17 protein-coding genes are annotated in these 16,020 nt (G+C 34.4%); 1 reads left to right on the top strand and 16 read right to left on the bottom strand.

Annotation, left to right across the window (positions count from 1 at the left end; all coding sequences use genetic code 11):
* The 15 genes from cysN to V7719_RS10805 are packed head-to-tail and all read right to left on the bottom strand — an operon-like array spanning position 1 to position 14,677.
* A complete protein-coding gene (cysN, locus tag V7719_RS10875; protein WP_335729931.1) occupies positions 1 to 1,254 on the bottom strand; it encodes a sulfate adenylyltransferase subunit CysN in 1,254 nt (417 codons plus the stop codon).
* Positions 1,255 to 1,269: 15 nt separating this feature from the next.
* On the bottom strand, positions 1,270 to 2,175 hold the full coding sequence (gene cysD / locus V7719_RS10870) for a sulfate adenylyltransferase subunit CysD (RefSeq protein ID WP_335729930.1): 906 nt from the start codon (positions 2,173 to 2,175) through the stop codon (positions 1,270 to 1,272).
* Positions 2,168 to 2,770, bottom strand: coding sequence for an adenylyl-sulfate kinase (gene cysC / locus V7719_RS10865; protein WP_335729929.1), 603 nt, complete (start codon positions 2,768 to 2,770; stop codon positions 2,168 to 2,170). The genes cysD and cysC overlap by 8 nt, the downstream gene beginning before the upstream one ends.
* Position 2,771: 1 nt before the next feature.
* Positions 2,772 to 3,227 (bottom strand): DUF2061 domain-containing protein, encoded by a 456-nt coding sequence (locus V7719_RS10860; protein WP_335729928.1) that lies wholly within the window; start codon positions 3,225 to 3,227, stop codon positions 2,772 to 2,774.
* Between the two features lie 6 nt (positions 3,228 to 3,233).
* Entirely contained in the window at positions 3,234 to 4,043 is an 810-nt protein-coding gene (cysQ, locus tag V7719_RS10855; protein WP_335729927.1) for a 3'(2'),5'-bisphosphate nucleotidase CysQ, read from the bottom strand.
* Positions 4,021 to 5,067, bottom strand: coding sequence for a GDP-L-fucose synthase family protein (locus V7719_RS10850; protein ID WP_335729926.1), 1,047 nt, complete (start codon positions 5,065 to 5,067; stop codon positions 4,021 to 4,023). The genes cysQ and V7719_RS10850 overlap by 23 nt, the downstream gene beginning before the upstream one ends.
* A gap of 6 nt (positions 5,068 to 5,073) precedes the next feature.
* Complete coding sequence (gene gmd / locus V7719_RS10845; protein ID WP_335729925.1) at positions 5,074 to 6,192, bottom strand: GDP-mannose 4,6-dehydratase; 1,119 nt, start codon at positions 6,190 to 6,192, stop codon at positions 5,074 to 5,076.
* Between the two features lie 2 nt (positions 6,193 to 6,194).
* Positions 6,195 to 7,061, bottom strand: a complete 867-nt coding sequence (gene rfbD / locus V7719_RS10840) for a dTDP-4-dehydrorhamnose reductase (RefSeq protein WP_335729924.1) — start codon at positions 7,059 to 7,061, stop codon at positions 6,195 to 6,197.
* Entirely contained in the window at positions 7,055 to 7,603 is a 549-nt protein-coding gene (gene rfbC, locus V7719_RS10835) for a dTDP-4-dehydrorhamnose 3,5-epimerase (RefSeq protein WP_335729923.1), read from the bottom strand. Before rfbC ends, rfbD begins: the two co-directional genes overlap by 7 nt.
* A complete protein-coding gene (gene rfbA / locus V7719_RS10830) occupies positions 7,603 to 8,469 on the bottom strand; it encodes a glucose-1-phosphate thymidylyltransferase RfbA (protein WP_335729922.1) in 867 nt (288 codons plus the stop codon). The genes rfbC and rfbA overlap by 1 nt, the downstream gene beginning before the upstream one ends.
* A gap of 3 nt (positions 8,470 to 8,472) precedes the next feature.
* Positions 8,473 to 9,522 carry a dTDP-glucose 4,6-dehydratase gene (rfbB, locus tag V7719_RS10825; protein WP_335729921.1) on the bottom strand — a complete coding sequence of 350 codons (1,050 nt, stop codon included), beginning with the start codon at positions 9,520 to 9,522 and terminating at the stop codon, positions 8,473 to 8,475.
* Positions 9,515 to 10,573 (bottom strand): hypothetical protein, encoded by a 1,059-nt coding sequence (locus tag V7719_RS10820; protein WP_335729920.1) that lies wholly within the window; start codon positions 10,571 to 10,573, stop codon positions 9,515 to 9,517. The genes rfbB and V7719_RS10820 overlap by 8 nt, the downstream gene beginning before the upstream one ends.
* 17 nt (positions 10,574 to 10,590) lie before the next feature.
* Positions 10,591 to 12,279, bottom strand: coding sequence for a DUF6909 family protein (locus V7719_RS10815; protein ID WP_335729919.1), 1,689 nt, complete (start codon positions 12,277 to 12,279; stop codon positions 10,591 to 10,593).
* Between the two features lie 29 nt (positions 12,280 to 12,308).
* Positions 12,309 to 13,811, bottom strand: coding sequence for a GH3 auxin-responsive promoter family protein (locus V7719_RS10810; RefSeq protein ID WP_335729918.1), 1,503 nt, complete (start codon positions 13,809 to 13,811; stop codon positions 12,309 to 12,311).
* Positions 13,811 to 14,677: a M23 family metallopeptidase gene (locus V7719_RS10805; RefSeq protein WP_335729917.1), complete on the bottom strand. Its 867-nt coding sequence runs from the start codon at positions 14,675 to 14,677 to the stop codon at positions 13,811 to 13,813. Before V7719_RS10805 ends, V7719_RS10810 begins: the two co-directional genes overlap by 1 nt.
* 114 nt (positions 14,678 to 14,791) lie before the next feature.
* Here V7719_RS10805 and V7719_RS10800 point away from each other — a divergent pair, with 114 nt between their 5' ends.
* Positions 14,792 to 14,986: a Sec-independent protein translocase subunit TatA/TatB gene (locus tag V7719_RS10800; protein ID WP_335729916.1), complete on the top strand. Its 195-nt coding sequence runs from the start codon at positions 14,792 to 14,794 to the stop codon at positions 14,984 to 14,986.
* 51 nt (positions 14,987 to 15,037) lie between these two features.
* On the opposite strand, the gene V7719_RS10795 is transcribed toward V7719_RS10800, so the two are convergent.
* Entirely contained in the window at positions 15,038 to 16,009 is a 972-nt protein-coding gene (locus tag V7719_RS10795) for a DUF4837 family protein (protein WP_335729915.1), read from the bottom strand.
* Positions 16,010 to 16,020: the final 11 nt, after the last annotated feature.

Genomic DNA, 16,020 nt, shown 5'->3' with positions numbered 1-16,020 from the left:
TTAAACAATCATTCCCGCAGCAACAGTCTCGTTGGTGGTATCATCAACAAGAATAATACTACCAGTCGTTCTATTCTCTCTGTAAGAATCTACCATTAAAGGTTTTGTGGTTCGGATTTTAACCTTAGAAATATCATTCATTTTAAGATCCTTATCTTCGGTGTTACGCCCTAAGCTTTCAATGTCAATTTTATAAACCACTTCTTTAATCATTGCTTTTTGCTCATTACTCGTATGACGAATGCTATATTTAGCTCTAGGTTTTGCTGGGTTATTGTTTAACCAACATAGCATTACTTCGATATCTTGAGATGCTTCTGGTTTGTTGTTTGAACGCACTATCATATCACCTCTACTAATGTCTATGTCATCTTCTAAAGTGATTGAAACAGACATTGGGGCATATGCTTCTGGCAATGCTTCCTCAAAGGTGTCTATAGATTTTATTTTAGAAGTAAAGCCTGAAGGCATTACTGTGATTTCATCTCCTACTCTAAAAACTCCACTAGCAACTCTTCCTGCATAACCTCTATAATCTCTATGGGCTTCACTTTGTGGTCTTAAAACTGTTTGAACTGGGAATCTAGCATCTACCTTATTGATATCACTACTAATATGCATCGTTTCTAAGGTGTGCAATAGTGGGGCTCCCTGATACCAATTCATGTTTTCTGATCTGTTTACTACATTATCGCCATTGAGTGCGCTAATTGGAATAAAACGAATATCATGAACCAATAGTTTTGACGCAAACTCTTCAAATTGGTTGATAACCTTATTATAGGCCTCTTCAGAATAATCTACTAAATCCATTTTATTGATACAAACAATAACATGTGGGATTTGTAGCAAAGAAGCAATAAACGAGTGTCTTTTAGTTTGTTCAATCACGCCATGTCTTGCATCGACCAATATAATAGCTGCATTAGCCGTAGAGGCTCCTGTAACCATGTTTCTGGTATATTGAATATGTCCAGGGGTATCAGCGATGATAAATTTACGCTTTGGAGTCGTGAAATAGCGATATGCTACATCAATAGTAATTCCTTGTTCGCGTTCGTCTTTTAATCCATCGGTAAAAAGAGCTAAATCTACACCATCATGGCCTTTCTTTTTGCTTGTGTTTTCTATGGCTTGTAATTGATCTTCAAAAATAGATTTAGAATCGTATAATAAACGTCCTATTAGTGTGCTTTTTCCATCGTCAACACTTCCTGCTGTTGTAAATCGTAATAATTGATTATTATCTAACATTGATTTAATTTCTTATTAAAAATATCCTTGACGTTTTCTATCTTCCATAGCAGATTCTGATCGTTTGTCATCACTTCTATTTCCTCTTTCTGTTTGTCTCATTCCGGAAACCTCATCTGCAATTTTTTCTAGTGTATCTGCATCAGACTCTATACCACCTGTAATTGTAATATCTCCAAGTGTTCTAAATCTTATCTTCTTGGTTACAACTTCTTCATGATCTTCAAGGAGTAAGAATTCTGAGTTTGGTATCCAACTGTCCTGCCTCCAAACAACTTCCCGTTGGTGAGCAAAATACAAGGACGGAATAGCTATGTTTTCTCTTTTAATGTAGTTCCAAACATCCATTTCTGTCCAGTTACTAATTGGAAAGGCTCTAAAGTGCTCGCCTTCAAAGTGTTTTCCGTTAAAAATATTCCAAAGTTCTGGCCTTTGGTTTTTTGGATCCCATTGTCCAAAATCATCACGATGTGAAAAGAAGCGCTCTTTAGCTCGGGCTTTTTCTTCATCACGTCTTCCTCCTCCAATAGCACAGTCGATTTTATTCGTTTCTATGGCATCAAGAAGTGTTGTGATTTGTAATGCGTTTCTGGTGGCGTTCTTACCTTTTTCTTCTGCAACTCGACCTTCGTCAATAGACTCTTGAACCAAACCAACAATAAGCTCCACACCTAAATCCTTAATAATATCATCCCTAAATTTAATGGTTTCTGGAAAGTTGTGTCCTGTGTCAACATGCATTAGTGGGAAGGGAATCTTTGCTGGATAAAATGCTTTCTTAGCTAAATGCGCCACAAGAATTGAGTCTTTCCCTCCAGAGAATAAAATCACTGGATTTTCAAATTGAGCCCAAACCTCACGTAATATGTAAATGGCTTCACTCTCTAATTCGTCTAAATAATTTAAATAATACTTACCCATTATTGAGTTGTAATTTTGGTGTTATAAAATCTACTATTCTTTTTACAGAATCGTCAATAGATTCAAGCTCAGTTTTTATCTCTATATCTGGCTGATCTGGAGCTTCATATGGCGCTGAAATACCCGTCATATTCTTTATCTCTCCTGCTCTCGCCTTTTTGTACAATCCTTTCACGTCTCTACGTTCACACTCTTCAAGACTTGTATTGATATAGATTTCGACAAAGTTAACATCTTTCACGATAGTTCTAATGTTCTCTCTGTCTTTTTTATAAGGAGAAACAAATGCTGCTAGAACGACTAACCCCCCATCTATCATTAGGTTAGACACTTCGGCAATACGCCTAATGTTTTCAGTTCTATCCTCAGGAGCAAAAGAAAGATCCTTATTAATCCCCTTTCTAATATTATCTCCATCTAAGGAATAGGTTTTTATTCCTTGTTCAAAAAGTGCTTTTTCAACTAAGTTTGCAATTGTAGATTTTCCAGATCCTGAAAGCCCTGTAAACCACATTAAGAATGAATTGTGCTTATTGGATTGTACTCTATCTTTTTTAGCTACTTGATAGCTATGAGAAATTATATGTTTTGACATCTTATCGTTTTTTACCGAAAAAATAATTTCTAATTCTACCTAATGGTAATTTTAGCCATAGTCTTTCGTGTAGGTAATAAAGTGCGAATTTCGTAAATAATTCTGTAAGTGCAATATATAATGCGATTTCATCAAAGGCATTTAAGACAGAACCAGAAATCAAGAATGTCATCGTTGTTGCTATAACGCGCCATGATATCGTTTTCTTAAGTGTTCGTTTTTGATTTATCCGATTATTAATCAATAATCTTTGCCAAACTCTTTCGTGTAAATAATAGGCGAAAAACTTGATTAAAAATTCAATAGAGCCAATCTTAATGGCGCTTTCTATGCTGCATTCTCCACTTAAACAAGTAACAAGTAACACAACAAGAATGGTATCTGTAGTAGCCACAACTCTCCATGAAACCCCTTTTAAAAGACTTCTAACGTGCGATTCTGTTTTGTATGTGGTCATTTGGAACTATTGCTTTGAAACCAAAAACCAAGGGTTTAATAGGTTTTCCTTATTGTATAGGAGTGATTTTTGGGTTTCGTTGGAAATAACTTGAACCCCTACCGCGTTGCAAATTGCTTGTCCGGCTGCAGTATCCCATTCCATGGTTGGTGCAAATCTAGGATAGATATCAGCATTACCTTCAGCAACAAGACAGAATTTAAGTGAGCTACCTTTAGACACTATCTCTACCTTTTTTCCAGATGTCTTTAACTCATCAACAAAATCTAAAGTTTCCTGACTCATATGAGAACGGCTTCCTACGATTTCAATATTATTTGTAGTAGGTTTGGTTTGAAGCGGTTTTGATTGTTCTAGAACATCTTCTATCGATGTATTGTGTGATGTTAGTTCAGATTTAAATGCCTGTTTTTTTAAAACATCTGCATAGTAAAGTGTTTTGGTGGCTGGAACATAAATAACACCTAATTGTGGTTTGCCATTATGAACTAGAGCTATATTTACTGTAAACTCCCCATTTCGTTTAATAAACTCCTTAGTTCCGTCTACAGGGTCCACAATCCAACAAGTGTCCCATTTTTTTCTAACATCATAATCTATCTGCTTGTTCTCCTCACTAATAATAGGTATTGGTGTTGGCTGTAGAAAAGAGTTTATAATATCATTTGCTTTTTTATCGGCTTCAGTAAGGGGAGATTTATCTTCTTTCATTTCAACATCAAATGCGGTGTCATAAACTTGCATGATTTCTTCTCCTGCTTTTAAAGACGCCTCTATTGCTATTTGTAAATTTTTATTTATCTCTATACCAGTCATATATTTTCTTTATTCCGTTTTCTAGTTCCATTTTATGCTTCCATCCAAGAGCATTTAGCTTAGACACATCGGTTAATTTTCTCAGTGTTCCGTCTGGTTTGTCTGTGTTGTAAACCAATTCTCCATTAAAACCAACACATTTTTTTATTATCTCTGCCAGCTCTTTAATAGAAATATCCTCTCCTGTTCCTATATTAATATGCGTATTTCGTATATCTTTTTGGTCTTCGGAAAACGTGTCTTTAAAGTCTTTGTTCTCCATAATAAACACACAAGCGTCCGCCATGTCTTTAGACCATAAAAACTCACGTCTCGGATTTCCTGTTCCCCAAACCTCTACTTCTGAAGCTGATACTCCAAAACCCGATAAATAGTCTTTTCCTTCTTCTATAGTTGAAAACCCTGTGTCTGATAAAACCTCATCGTAACGTTTTTCGTTTAGCAGTTTAGCAAGGTGTATTTTCCTGATAAGAGCAGGAAGTACATGCGATTTTTCTAAATCAAAATTATCATTTGGACCATACAGATTTGTTGGCATTACAGAAATGAAGTTTGTGCCATACTGTAAATTATAGCTTTCACACATTTTAATACCTGCAATCTTTGCAATGGCATAAGGTTCGTTTGTATACTCCAATATGCCTGTTAGAAGATAATCTTCTTTCATTGGTTGAGGTGCGTTTTTAGGATAAATACATGTGCTTCCTAAAAACAATAATTTTTTCACATTATGAATATAACTTTGATGAATAATATGATTTTGAATCATCATGTTTTCATAAATGAAATCTGCTCTATAGATATTATTTGCTACTATTCCTCCAACTTTAGCTGCCGCCAAAAACACATATTCTGGCTTTTCAGCTTCAAAGAATTTAGCAACATCCATCTGATTTGTGAGATCTAATTCTTTATGGGTTCTGGTTAAAATATTGTTATAGCCTTTTGCTTGAAGGTTTTCTAATAACGCACTTCCAACTAATCCTCTGTGACCTGCAATATAAATTTTAGCTTCCTTATTCATAAAGTATTACTCAAAGTAATTTTTTATACTGTAGCCGCCATCTATAAGAAATTGTTGTCTTTGCATCAATTTAAGATCGCTAGACATCATGTCCTCTACGAGTGCTGGTAGGTCATATTCAGGAATCCACCCTAGTTTTTCTTTTGCTTTGGTTGCATCTCCAATAAGTAAATCTACTTCTGTTGGTCGAAAATACTTTTCATCAACAGAAACAACTTCTTTTCCAATTTCAATTTGATACTTTTGGTTATTACAGGATTTCACATAGCCTTTTTCGTTCGAGCCTTCGCCTTTAAATTCTAATTCTATACCGGCATGATCAAAGCTCATTCTAACAAAGTCACGAACAGATGTTGTTTTTCCAGTCGCAATTACCCAATCCTCTGGTTCATCTGCCTGGAGAATCATCCACATCATTCTTATATAATCCTTGGCGTGACCCCAATCTCTTTGAGCGTCTAGGTTTCCTAAGTAGACTTTATCTTGTAAACCTAGAGCAATTTTTGAAGTAGCTCTGGTAATCTTTCTGGTAACAAATGTTTCTCCTCGTACAGGTGATTCGTGATTAAACAAAATACCATTACAAGCATACATACCATAGGCTTCACGGTAATTTACTGTGATCCAATAAGCATACATTTTAGCAACTGCGTATGGGCTCCTAGGATAAAAAGGCGTTGTCTCAGTTTGCGGTACTTCTTGCACTTTACCGTACAATTCAGAAGTAGATGCTTGATATATTCTAGTGGATTTTTCTAGTCCTAGAATTCTAATAGCTTCAAGTAATCTCAAAGTCCCTACCCCATCAGTATTTGCTGTATACTCGGGTATTTCAAAAGAGACATGAACGTGACTCATTGCGGCAAGATTATAGATCTCGTCTGGTTTCACATCCTGGATGATTCTAATAAGATTCGTGCTATCTGTTAAATCTCCATAGTGTAAAATGAAGTTCTGATTTTCCACGTGAGGGTCTTGGTAAAGATGATCTATTCTATCTGTATTGAAAAGTGACGACCTTCTTTTTATTCCGTGAACTATATATCCCTTTTTCAGTAAGAACTCACTTAAATAAGCTCCATCTTGACCTGTAACTCCTGTTATTAATGCTATTTTTTTTTGCATTTCTAATTACCGATATTATTAAAATTAATAATTGCCTTTTTTAAACTGTCTCTCCAATGAGGTATTTCTATTTTGAAACTCCCTTTTATTTTAGTCTTATCTAAAACACTAAAAGGCGGCCTTTCTGCCGGAGTTGGATACTCTTTAGTCTTTATCGGTGATAGCTTTATTCCACTATTACTTTCATCAAATATTGCTTTTGCAAAATCATACCAACTCGCAACTCCCTCATTACTATAATTATAAACACCGAAATCTTTATTTGAATTATTTATAATTTTCAGAATTACTTCAGCTAAATCCTTTGCATAAGTGGGTGTTCCTATTTGATCATCAACAACACTCAACTCTTCTCTCTTTTCAGATAAACTAATCATAGTTTTCATGAAATTAGCGTTATGTTCAGAGTATAACCAAGATGTTCTGATTATATAATACTCCGTCAAGTATTTAATTACTTCTTGCTCTCCTTTAAGCTTAGTTAATCCATATATGCCTTGAGGGTTGGTAATATCACTCTCTTTATAAGCATGATAGGTTTTTCCGTCAAAAACAAAATCAGTAGAAATATGAATTAATGTAGAACCATTCTCGTGACATGCTTTCGCAAGATTTTTTACGCCCTCCACGTTTGTTTTTAAAGCGTTTTCTTCGTCACTTTCAGCTTTGTCTACAGCTGTATATGCGGCACAATTAATACAATAATCTATTTTTTCGTTTTTAAATAACCTATTCACAGAAACCATATCTGTGATATCTAAATCAATTGAACTTCTGTAAATTAGTTTTAAGTCTAGATTATTACTTTCTAAATCTCTAATATTTCTAGCAAGCTGACCATTTGCTCCCGTTACTAAGACACTTACCATAATTTAGCATTCACTAGTTTTGGTAAAATTACATCTTTTTCAGAAACAATAAGTTCAGTCGGTGATAACTTCCAATCAATTTTTAACTCTGGATCATTATAAATAATTCCGCCTTCAGATTCTTTATTATAAAAGTTATCGCATTTGTATGAAAAGATAGCTTCATCGCTCAACACAATAAATCCGTGAGCAAAACCTCTAGGAACAAAAAGTTGTTTTTTATTATCTTCTGTTAATTCGACAGATACATGTTGTCCGAAAGTATTAGAATCTTTTCTTATATCAACAGCAATATCTAGCACCTTTCCCTTAATAACCCGTACTAATTTAGCTTGAGCGTGGCTTCCTGATTGATAATGTAAACCCCTAAGAACGCCTTTGGTTGAATACGATTCATTATCTTGAACAAAGACCGTATCGCTCCCAATTGCTGCATTAAAAGTCTTGTGATTGAAACATTCAAAAAAATACCCTCTATCGTCTTCAAAAACTTTAGGTTCAATTGTAAAACAACCTTTAAGTTTTGTTTCCTTTATATTCATTATTTTTTATTCAAAAGTCCTAGTAAATTTTTACCATAACCGCTTTTCATCAATGGTTCTGCTAATTCTTTAAATTCGGATTCATCAATGTATCCCATTTCAAACGCAGCCGCTTCTATTGAGCCGATTTTTAAACCTTGTCGCTCTTCGATCACTTCTACAAATTGAGAGGCTTGCATTAAAGAATTAAAAGTGCCCGTATCTAACCAAGCTGTTCCTCTATCCAAAATACTAACACTTAAGTTTCCCTTTTTTAAATACACCTTATTGACATCGGTGATTTCTAATTCACCTCTGTGACTTGGTTTAATATTTTTAGCAATTTCAACTACGGAATTATCATAAAAATAGATTCCTGGAACTGCAAAATTTGATTTAGGTTTTAATGGTTTTTCTTCAATTGAAATTGCTTGACCAGCATCGTTAAATTCTACAACACCATAGCGTTCTGGGTCATGAACTCTATAGGCGTAAATAATTCCGCCTTGAGGATCATTATTACTTTGTAAGAGCGTTGCTAAACCAGAACCATAAAAGATATTATCTCCTAAAATTAAGGCCACTTTATCAGATCCAATAAATTCTTCCCCAATAATAAACGCCTCTGCTAATCCGTTCGGTTCTTCTTGAACAGCGTATTCAAACTTGCAACCATATTTCTTTCCGTCTCCAAGTAAATCTCTAAATAACGGTAAATCTTTAGGCGTAGAAATAATTAATATTTCATTTATCCCTGAATACATCAAAGTAGAAAGCGGATAATAAATCATGGGTTTATCATAAACAGGCATTAACTGTTTACTCAACGATAACGTCAATGGATGGAGTCTAGTCCCTGATCCTCCGGCTAATATAATTCCCTTCATCTTTTAACTGTATTGTTTTTGATAGTATGACTTATAAGCTCCACTTGTAACATTGTTAAGCCAAACTTTATTATTCAAATACCAATCTATTGTTACCTTGAGCCCTTCTTCAAATGTGACCGAAGGTTCCCAGCCTAATTCCTTTTTAATCTTTGAAGCATCTATAGCATACCTTAGGTCATGACCCGGTCGATCTTTGACATAGGTTATCAATTTTTCTGAAGAACCATTAACCCTATTTAATTTATTATCCATTTGCTGGCATAATAACGTGATCAAATCAATATTTTTCCATTCGTTAAAACCTCCAATATTATAAGTTTCACCCTGTCTTCCTTTATGAAAAACCAGATCTATAGCAATGGCATGATCCTTTACATATAACCAATCTCTGGTGTAATTACCATCTCCATAAACCGGTAATGGTTTGTTGTTTATAATGTTATTTATAAATAATGGAATAAGTTTTTCGGGAAATTGATTTTGCCCATAATTATTAGAACAATTCGTAATGACATAAGGAATTTTGTATGTTTCTCCATAGGCTCTAACAAAATGATCCGAACTTGCTTTAGAAGCAGAATAAGGTGAGTTAGGATCATAAGCTGTGGTTTCTGTAAACAGTCCAGTTTCTCCCAAGGAACCATAAACCTCATCAGTACTTATGTGATAAAACAATTTATCATTAAAATCTTCGTTCCAACAGTTTTTAAATGCATTTAAAAGAACCATCGTACCAACAACATTTGTTTTAACAAAAGCTAATGGATCTTCTATTGATCGGTCAACATGAGATTCTGCGGCCAAATGAATGACATTGTCAAATTTATACGTATCGAATAGTGATTCAATAACGTTTTCATCTGTAATATCGCCTTTAATAAACGTGTAGTTTGAAGCCAATTCTATATCAACAAGATTCTCTAGATTACCAGCATAAGTCAATGCATCAAGATTGTATATTTGATAATTAGGATATTTCTCTACAAAAAGCCTGACCACATGAGATCCTATAAATCCAGCACCGCCAGTAATTAATACCTTTTTACTCATATTCCTTAATAAACTTAAATGATTTAAAAAATATGTATCCAAAAATCAAAAGTAGAAACGTAAGTATTGGTAAGATTATGGTGTATATTCTATAAATGTTGACATACTTTGTTCCTCTTTCTTGAAAACCTGAAACCGTATCAAACATTCCGTCGACTTGAACTTCTTTAGATTCTAATTCACTAAACTCATCACGTAGTTTCATTTGCTTTTCAAGTAAGTCATATTCTCTAGTATTAATCCTCTCTTGTATTAAAGACAAGCCTTCAGTTGAGACACCCCTTCCGCTAACGTTTTCTGCCGACGATTCCTCTTTAATAACATCAATATAAACTTTCTTTAAAGAATCAACTTCTTTTATTGAGTTAGATATTCTCACTTTGTCAATTGAAATTAAAGAATCTCTCTTTTGTTTCAATTTCAAAGAATTCGAATTTTGAAAACTTAATTTAAGCCCTTCTTCAAGCGCCCTGAAAATTGTTTTATTAGTAGAAAAGACTTCAATCTCAAAAATCTCACCATTATAAATACTTCTATTCTTTATATAATCATCATAACTTAACTTAATAGTATTCACGCTATCAAGTGATTTGAGAAATCTAGTATATTTAACAAGTTTATAGTTGTCTGTTTCTGGTCCTTGAGCAATGTTAATACTTATTATCGATTCAGCTTCTTCTGTGGTTAATCCAAAAACTTCTTTTATTTCCTCGTAATCCCTGTCTTTTAAAAGCGCATTATACATGATTATATTGTTCACAAGCGGGTATTTTGATTCAAAATAAGGCCTGACAATCATTTGCGACATATATACAGGTTCTTTTGTCCTGTCAATTGCGTAACCAACTCCTCCAGCTACTACCATCAAAATCACTATGACTATTATATTATTGACTATTGGTTTCAAAGCATATATTAGCATTGAAAATAAAGACTTTAAAACCGACATGAATGCCTTATACACTTTATTTACAGATTTTCCTAGTTGATTAAAAATCACGAGAAGGTCTATCTCATCAGAAGCATTGTTTTTAGGTGAATTTTCACTCATAATATATTATCAGTTTTTTAATTAAATATCTGTTGTAATATTTTTCTTGTTATCAAATATGTAGGTTTTACTCCTGAGGTTCCTAAACCCCCAGAAGCCAATGTGCTTCCTGTTTCCAAAGGATTGTCACTAGCATAATAGGCATACCTTACTTTCACATCTGGATTTATACTCCTTCTAACTTTTGATGCGGCTTGAATAGCTTTTTGATAGTGTGCGCCTTCCATTTCAAGTCCAATCACATTCCAAGTTGAGTTATAAAAGAACTTTAAGATTTCCTTATTTTGAAGTGATGTTCCTAAAACTGTAATCATTGCGCCTTCATAAACATCAACGCCTTGGCCTTCTAAATCTGATTTACATAATTCATTTTCTAAAGGATAGTTGTCGGCAGTTCCTTCAAAAATATGTGCTGATGGAATCATAATATCGCCTTTACCGCCTTCTAAAATTCCTGCCTTTCCCATTATAGAAACAGATTTCACATCTAAATGAACCTTTTCTCCGTTAACTTTTATGGGTTTCAATAATTCATCTATTGTTTCGTAGGCTTGCTCACCAAAAGCGTAGTCCATTACGACTATTACTGGTTTTTCAGTGTCATTGAAAGACGATCCAACCTCAATATCTGTTTTAGAGAAATCTATCTTTTCGGTATCAAAAATTTGAACGTCGATATTGGTTCCAGAAGTGTCTTTAATATAAATCATTCCACTCTGCAACGCTTCTTTGGTGATTTTATTGCGTAGAGCATCATTTTCCTTTTGACCTATCGATTCATAAACTTCAAAAATATCATTTTTAGATACTAATGTTTTTAGTGCTTTTGGTGCAAAAATAGAATTCATTACGCTGTGCATATTAGCACTAATCACATGAATTGGGCGACCTAATAAATTATTTTTATGTAATACTTCTTTGATATGATCCGCCCAAATCTCACCATGAATATGATGCCCCAAACGCTCTCTCAATACAGGACTAAAAGTAACTGTACGTTTATTATTATTTATGACTTCTTCAATGGCGAGTTTACCTAGCCAATAAATGATATGTAGCAAACGCTCAGGTTTAGTTTTTGTAGTAAATTGAGTATGTGCGTCTGTAAGTTCTTCAAAGGTTCTCCCTAAAATATTAGCGGTATGCGTTATGGCTATTTCTCGTTCAGGCTGCGTTAACTTCTTTTTAGAAAGCACAGCTTTTTCAAGCTTTATCCAATCACGAGTAGTTCTGCCTTGTTCGTCAATTAAAACGCGCTTACTTATTTTGTGAGATTCTACGAATAAAAAAGTGAGGTGAGTGAGTATGTCATAAATTTCCGAGCGACCTCGAGTCACTTCTATATTCATTTGCTCATCATCTATTCGGTAGCAATTACGTCGTCTTTTAGGAGGAATAATTGGCTTAAAATGAGAATTTCCGTAGCCCTCATCACTCGTAAGGTTAATAAACGTACACTCTTCTATGCCTTCTGGAAGTCGGTCTATCACATATAATAACCCTTCTAGTTCTGCTTTTTCTTCAGCAATCGAACCATAGATTTCTGGACGTAATAACAATAAAGATTCCCTTAGTGTTTCTCCCGAAACCCCCATAGGTTTATAGAACCCGCGATTAAATAGGTGCCTCATCGTGACATACATTCTTTCAATGGCATTTGAGCTTTCTTGGGCTCTCGTTCTTTCGTGAATTTTCTTTTTATTCATTCGGAGTTGGTTTGCGAACAAATATAGTATTATTTAGTTAATTTTTGAGCGTATAACGCATCTGCTATTTTTCGGTCATTCGACAGTCTTGGGATTTTATTTTGTCCACCTAATTTTCCGATGGATTTCATATAATCCTGAAAGCCATTTTTCTTAATTGTAGTTACTTTTAGTGGCTGCAGCACATTTCCGACGATAAGATCATAGTAATAGCTGTTTTGTTGCTGTAATGAAATCTCTATTTGTTTCGCTAAAACGGAAATATCCTCAGGCGCATCATCAAACTCAATAAACCATTCGTGATAGGGTAACCCAGACTCAGGATTTATCTGAGGAGCAACAGTGAATTCTGAAATACTAATAGAAGACTTTAATGTTGCCTCTTGAAGCGCTTGTTCAACTTCTTTACCTATCACATGCTCACCAAAGGCCGAAATAAAATGCTTGATTCTACCTGAAACGATAACACGATACGGTTTTGTGGAAGTAAACTCAATGGTATCTCCAATATTATAAGCCCAAAGTCCTGCATTAGTAGAAATAATCATAACGTAGTTCACTCCAACTTTAACTTCTGCAATGCCGAGTCGTTTAGGATTCTCGTCAAAAAAGGTATCGGCTTCAATAAATTCGTAAAACATTCCAGAATTTAACTGCAAAAGCATTCCTTTTTCGTTTTGTTTATCCTGAAATGCAAAAAACCCTTCACTAGCGGGATAGAGTTCTATGCTGTCAACCTTTCTGCCAATTAGGTTTTCAAATTTTGATCGGTAAGGCTCATAATTGACGCCTCCAAAAATAAAAAGATTGAAGTTTTTAAACACGTCACCAACCTTTTCTCCTGTTTCATTCTGAATTTTCTCAAAATACATCTGTACCCAAGACGGAATTCCTGAAATCACCGTCATATTCTCAGGTAAGGTTTCTTTGACAACCGCTTCAACTTTAGTTTCCCAATCGTCAATACAATTTGTTTCCCAAGAAGGCATGCGGTTTTTTTGTAAGTATTTTGGAACGTAATGTGCTACAATACCTGAAAGACGTCCTAATTGTATGCCGTTTTTTTCTTCAAGAGTTGGGTTCCCTTGTAAAAAAATCATCTTACCATCAACAAACTTACTGTTTCCGGTTTCTGCAATGTACATTAAGATAGCATTACGTGCAGCTTCAACATGAGTGGGCATGCTTTCTTTGGTTAATGGAATATATTTTGCTCCTGAAGTCGTCCCTGAGGTTTTAGCAAAATACAATGGCTTGCCTTTCCAGAGTATGTTTTCTTCTCCAGCCACAACCTTATCTACATAAGGTTTTAAGGCTTCATAGTCTCTAATTGGTACACGATTAATAAAATCGTGATGTGTTTTAATAGACTTAAAATCGTGGTCTTTACCAAACTGAGTATTAGAAGCTTCTTTTATTAATTTCTGAAACACTTTCTCTTGTGTTTCAACAGGTTTACTTGACCATTTTAAAACGGACTTTCTAATTTTTTTCGCAAACAGTTTAGCGAGTGAAGGTTTTATGGATAGCATTAATTAAAATCTATAAAGTTGGTTGGGTCTAGAGAGTAGCCTCTTTTCCAAAGCTCAAAATGCAAGTGTGGTCCAGTGGTTAATTCGCCACTATTTCCAGCCATAGCAATCACCTCTCCAGATTTTACCAAATCGCCTTGTTGCTTTGTAATAGATGCATTATGCTTATAAACCGATATGAGTTCGTAACTGTGCTCGATAATTACAACGTAACCTGTTTCCGCAGTCCATTCTGCAAAAATCACAGTACCATCAGCAGTGGCCTTTACGGGAGTGTCTTTCGCGACTACAACGTCTACCGCATAATGTCTATCTTTAAGGTTATACCCTTCGGAAATAGTTCCGTTAACAGGGGGAAACAAGACAAAGTTTGTCGACGAAATCGTAGACTCAAATACATTGTATTTATCTTCTTTATCTACCAAATCTCTTAGCAACGAATCTTCCTTGGTTGGTTTTAAATCCAAACCTCTAGGATCTATACTAGCTGCGTCAATGATAGAATCTCTATTGAAATCTAATGTGCTTACATCACCTGTAAGCACCTTTTTTATCGAAGCGTAATAGTGTTCGTTCAGATTGATAACCTGTTGTAATGAATCTGTTTTATAATTTAAAACAGTGGCTTGTTTCTTTAAAGCGGTAGATGAATAGCCTGGTATATATTCTTTTAAAGACGTGAATGCAATTAAAAAAATAGTACCAGCAATGAGTAAAATGGTACCAAGAGATGCAATTACAAAAACATTAAGTCGCGTTAATTTTATAGCAAATCGCTCTTCAAAAGTATCTTCGTTTAAAACTACCAAACGATACTTATGCAATAGTTTTTTTCTAAATTTTTTCTCTTTTTCCTGTTTTGCCATTGTCCCACAAAATTAAATAAAATATGTCCAAGTTTTGTTCGATGTCTTAAAGTTTCACAATAAACGTTTAATTTGAAGTATAATTATTAAATTTGCAATTCAAAATCGTTTATTATGATATCATCAAGCATATTTTTAGCTCCAGGAGCATGGCAAATCATATTAATTGTAGTTGTCGTTTTATTGCTATTTGGAGGAAAGAAAATACCGGAACTTATGAGAGGTCTTGGAAGTGGCATCAAAGAATTTAAAGATGCTAGTAAAGAAGAAGAAGAAGAAAATTCTTCTGCTACAGATAAAAAGGAATAGTTTTACTCATATTCAATAAAAAAAGAGACACTTTAAAAAGTGTCTCTTTTTTTATTGAATAGCTATCGATTTCACAATAGACTCTAGTTCAAACATATAATCTCGTTTCGCTATTGAAGGCGCAAACACATAGCCTTCGATAATTATATAGCGATTATTCACTTTGTCTTCAACAGCATAATTGATAAACGGTCCAGACATAAAGGCATTTTTCAAATCCCAAAGTCCTCTGGTTTCATATGCCGACTTGTTATCTACAATAACTTCACTAATAAAAGGTGTAAAAGCATCTTCTGTTCCCATATAGGTCTTTTCTGCAGCACCTTCAATGTGTGTTTTACCAACAGAATCTCTAACTCTTACGATATCTATCACTGCGCTATCTCCTTTTCTTATTGATGTCATCGGAACTTCATAAAGTAAGAGATCAACATTTCCTGTTGCAATATCTTTTCTTATCCAGAAAAAAGCGTCTTCAGTTTTTGCAATTCGGTAAGCCGTAGGAAATTTAAGAGAAACACCTAATTTTTCTCTAATTTGAGTGTCATTAAATAATGATTTACTTGTACGTCTTTGTCGTTCTGTAATTTCTGTCTTTTTGAATACATCAATGATTTTAGGCGCATTCTTTTTAATCTGTTCAATAATTTCTTCGTTTGTTTGACCAGAAACCACAACCATGGTTTGAGGTCTTGCAAAAGCATTAGTAGCTATTTGAGTTCCTGCCTCTTTGCCTTTTTCTATTTTTAAGACCGTTCTGTTTTGTCGTGCAAAACCCGAAAAGACTTTGGTAGGCATTTGACTCATAGAAAACTGTGGTTCTTCTTTGGATAGACCTTCAACTGGAGCAGCAAGAACATCTCTAATTGCTTCCCCAACACTGTTTTCCCATAATAGATTATCAGCTACAACTACAAGGTTATTAATTTGTCCTGAAGAATCAGGAACATAGCGTTTTTGTTCTTTGTTATTACAAGAACTAAATAATAATATCGCAAATAAAACACTTAATATGTTCTTCATTTTTTTTGAAT

It is taken from the genome of Psychroserpens sp., from assembly GCF_036960315.1.
In the GTDB taxonomy this organism is placed as follows: domain Bacteria; phylum Bacteroidota; class Bacteroidia; order Flavobacteriales; family Flavobacteriaceae; genus Psychroserpens.
Note: the sequence above shows the minus strand (reverse complement) of the source record. Positions and strands in the feature narration are given on the sequence as shown.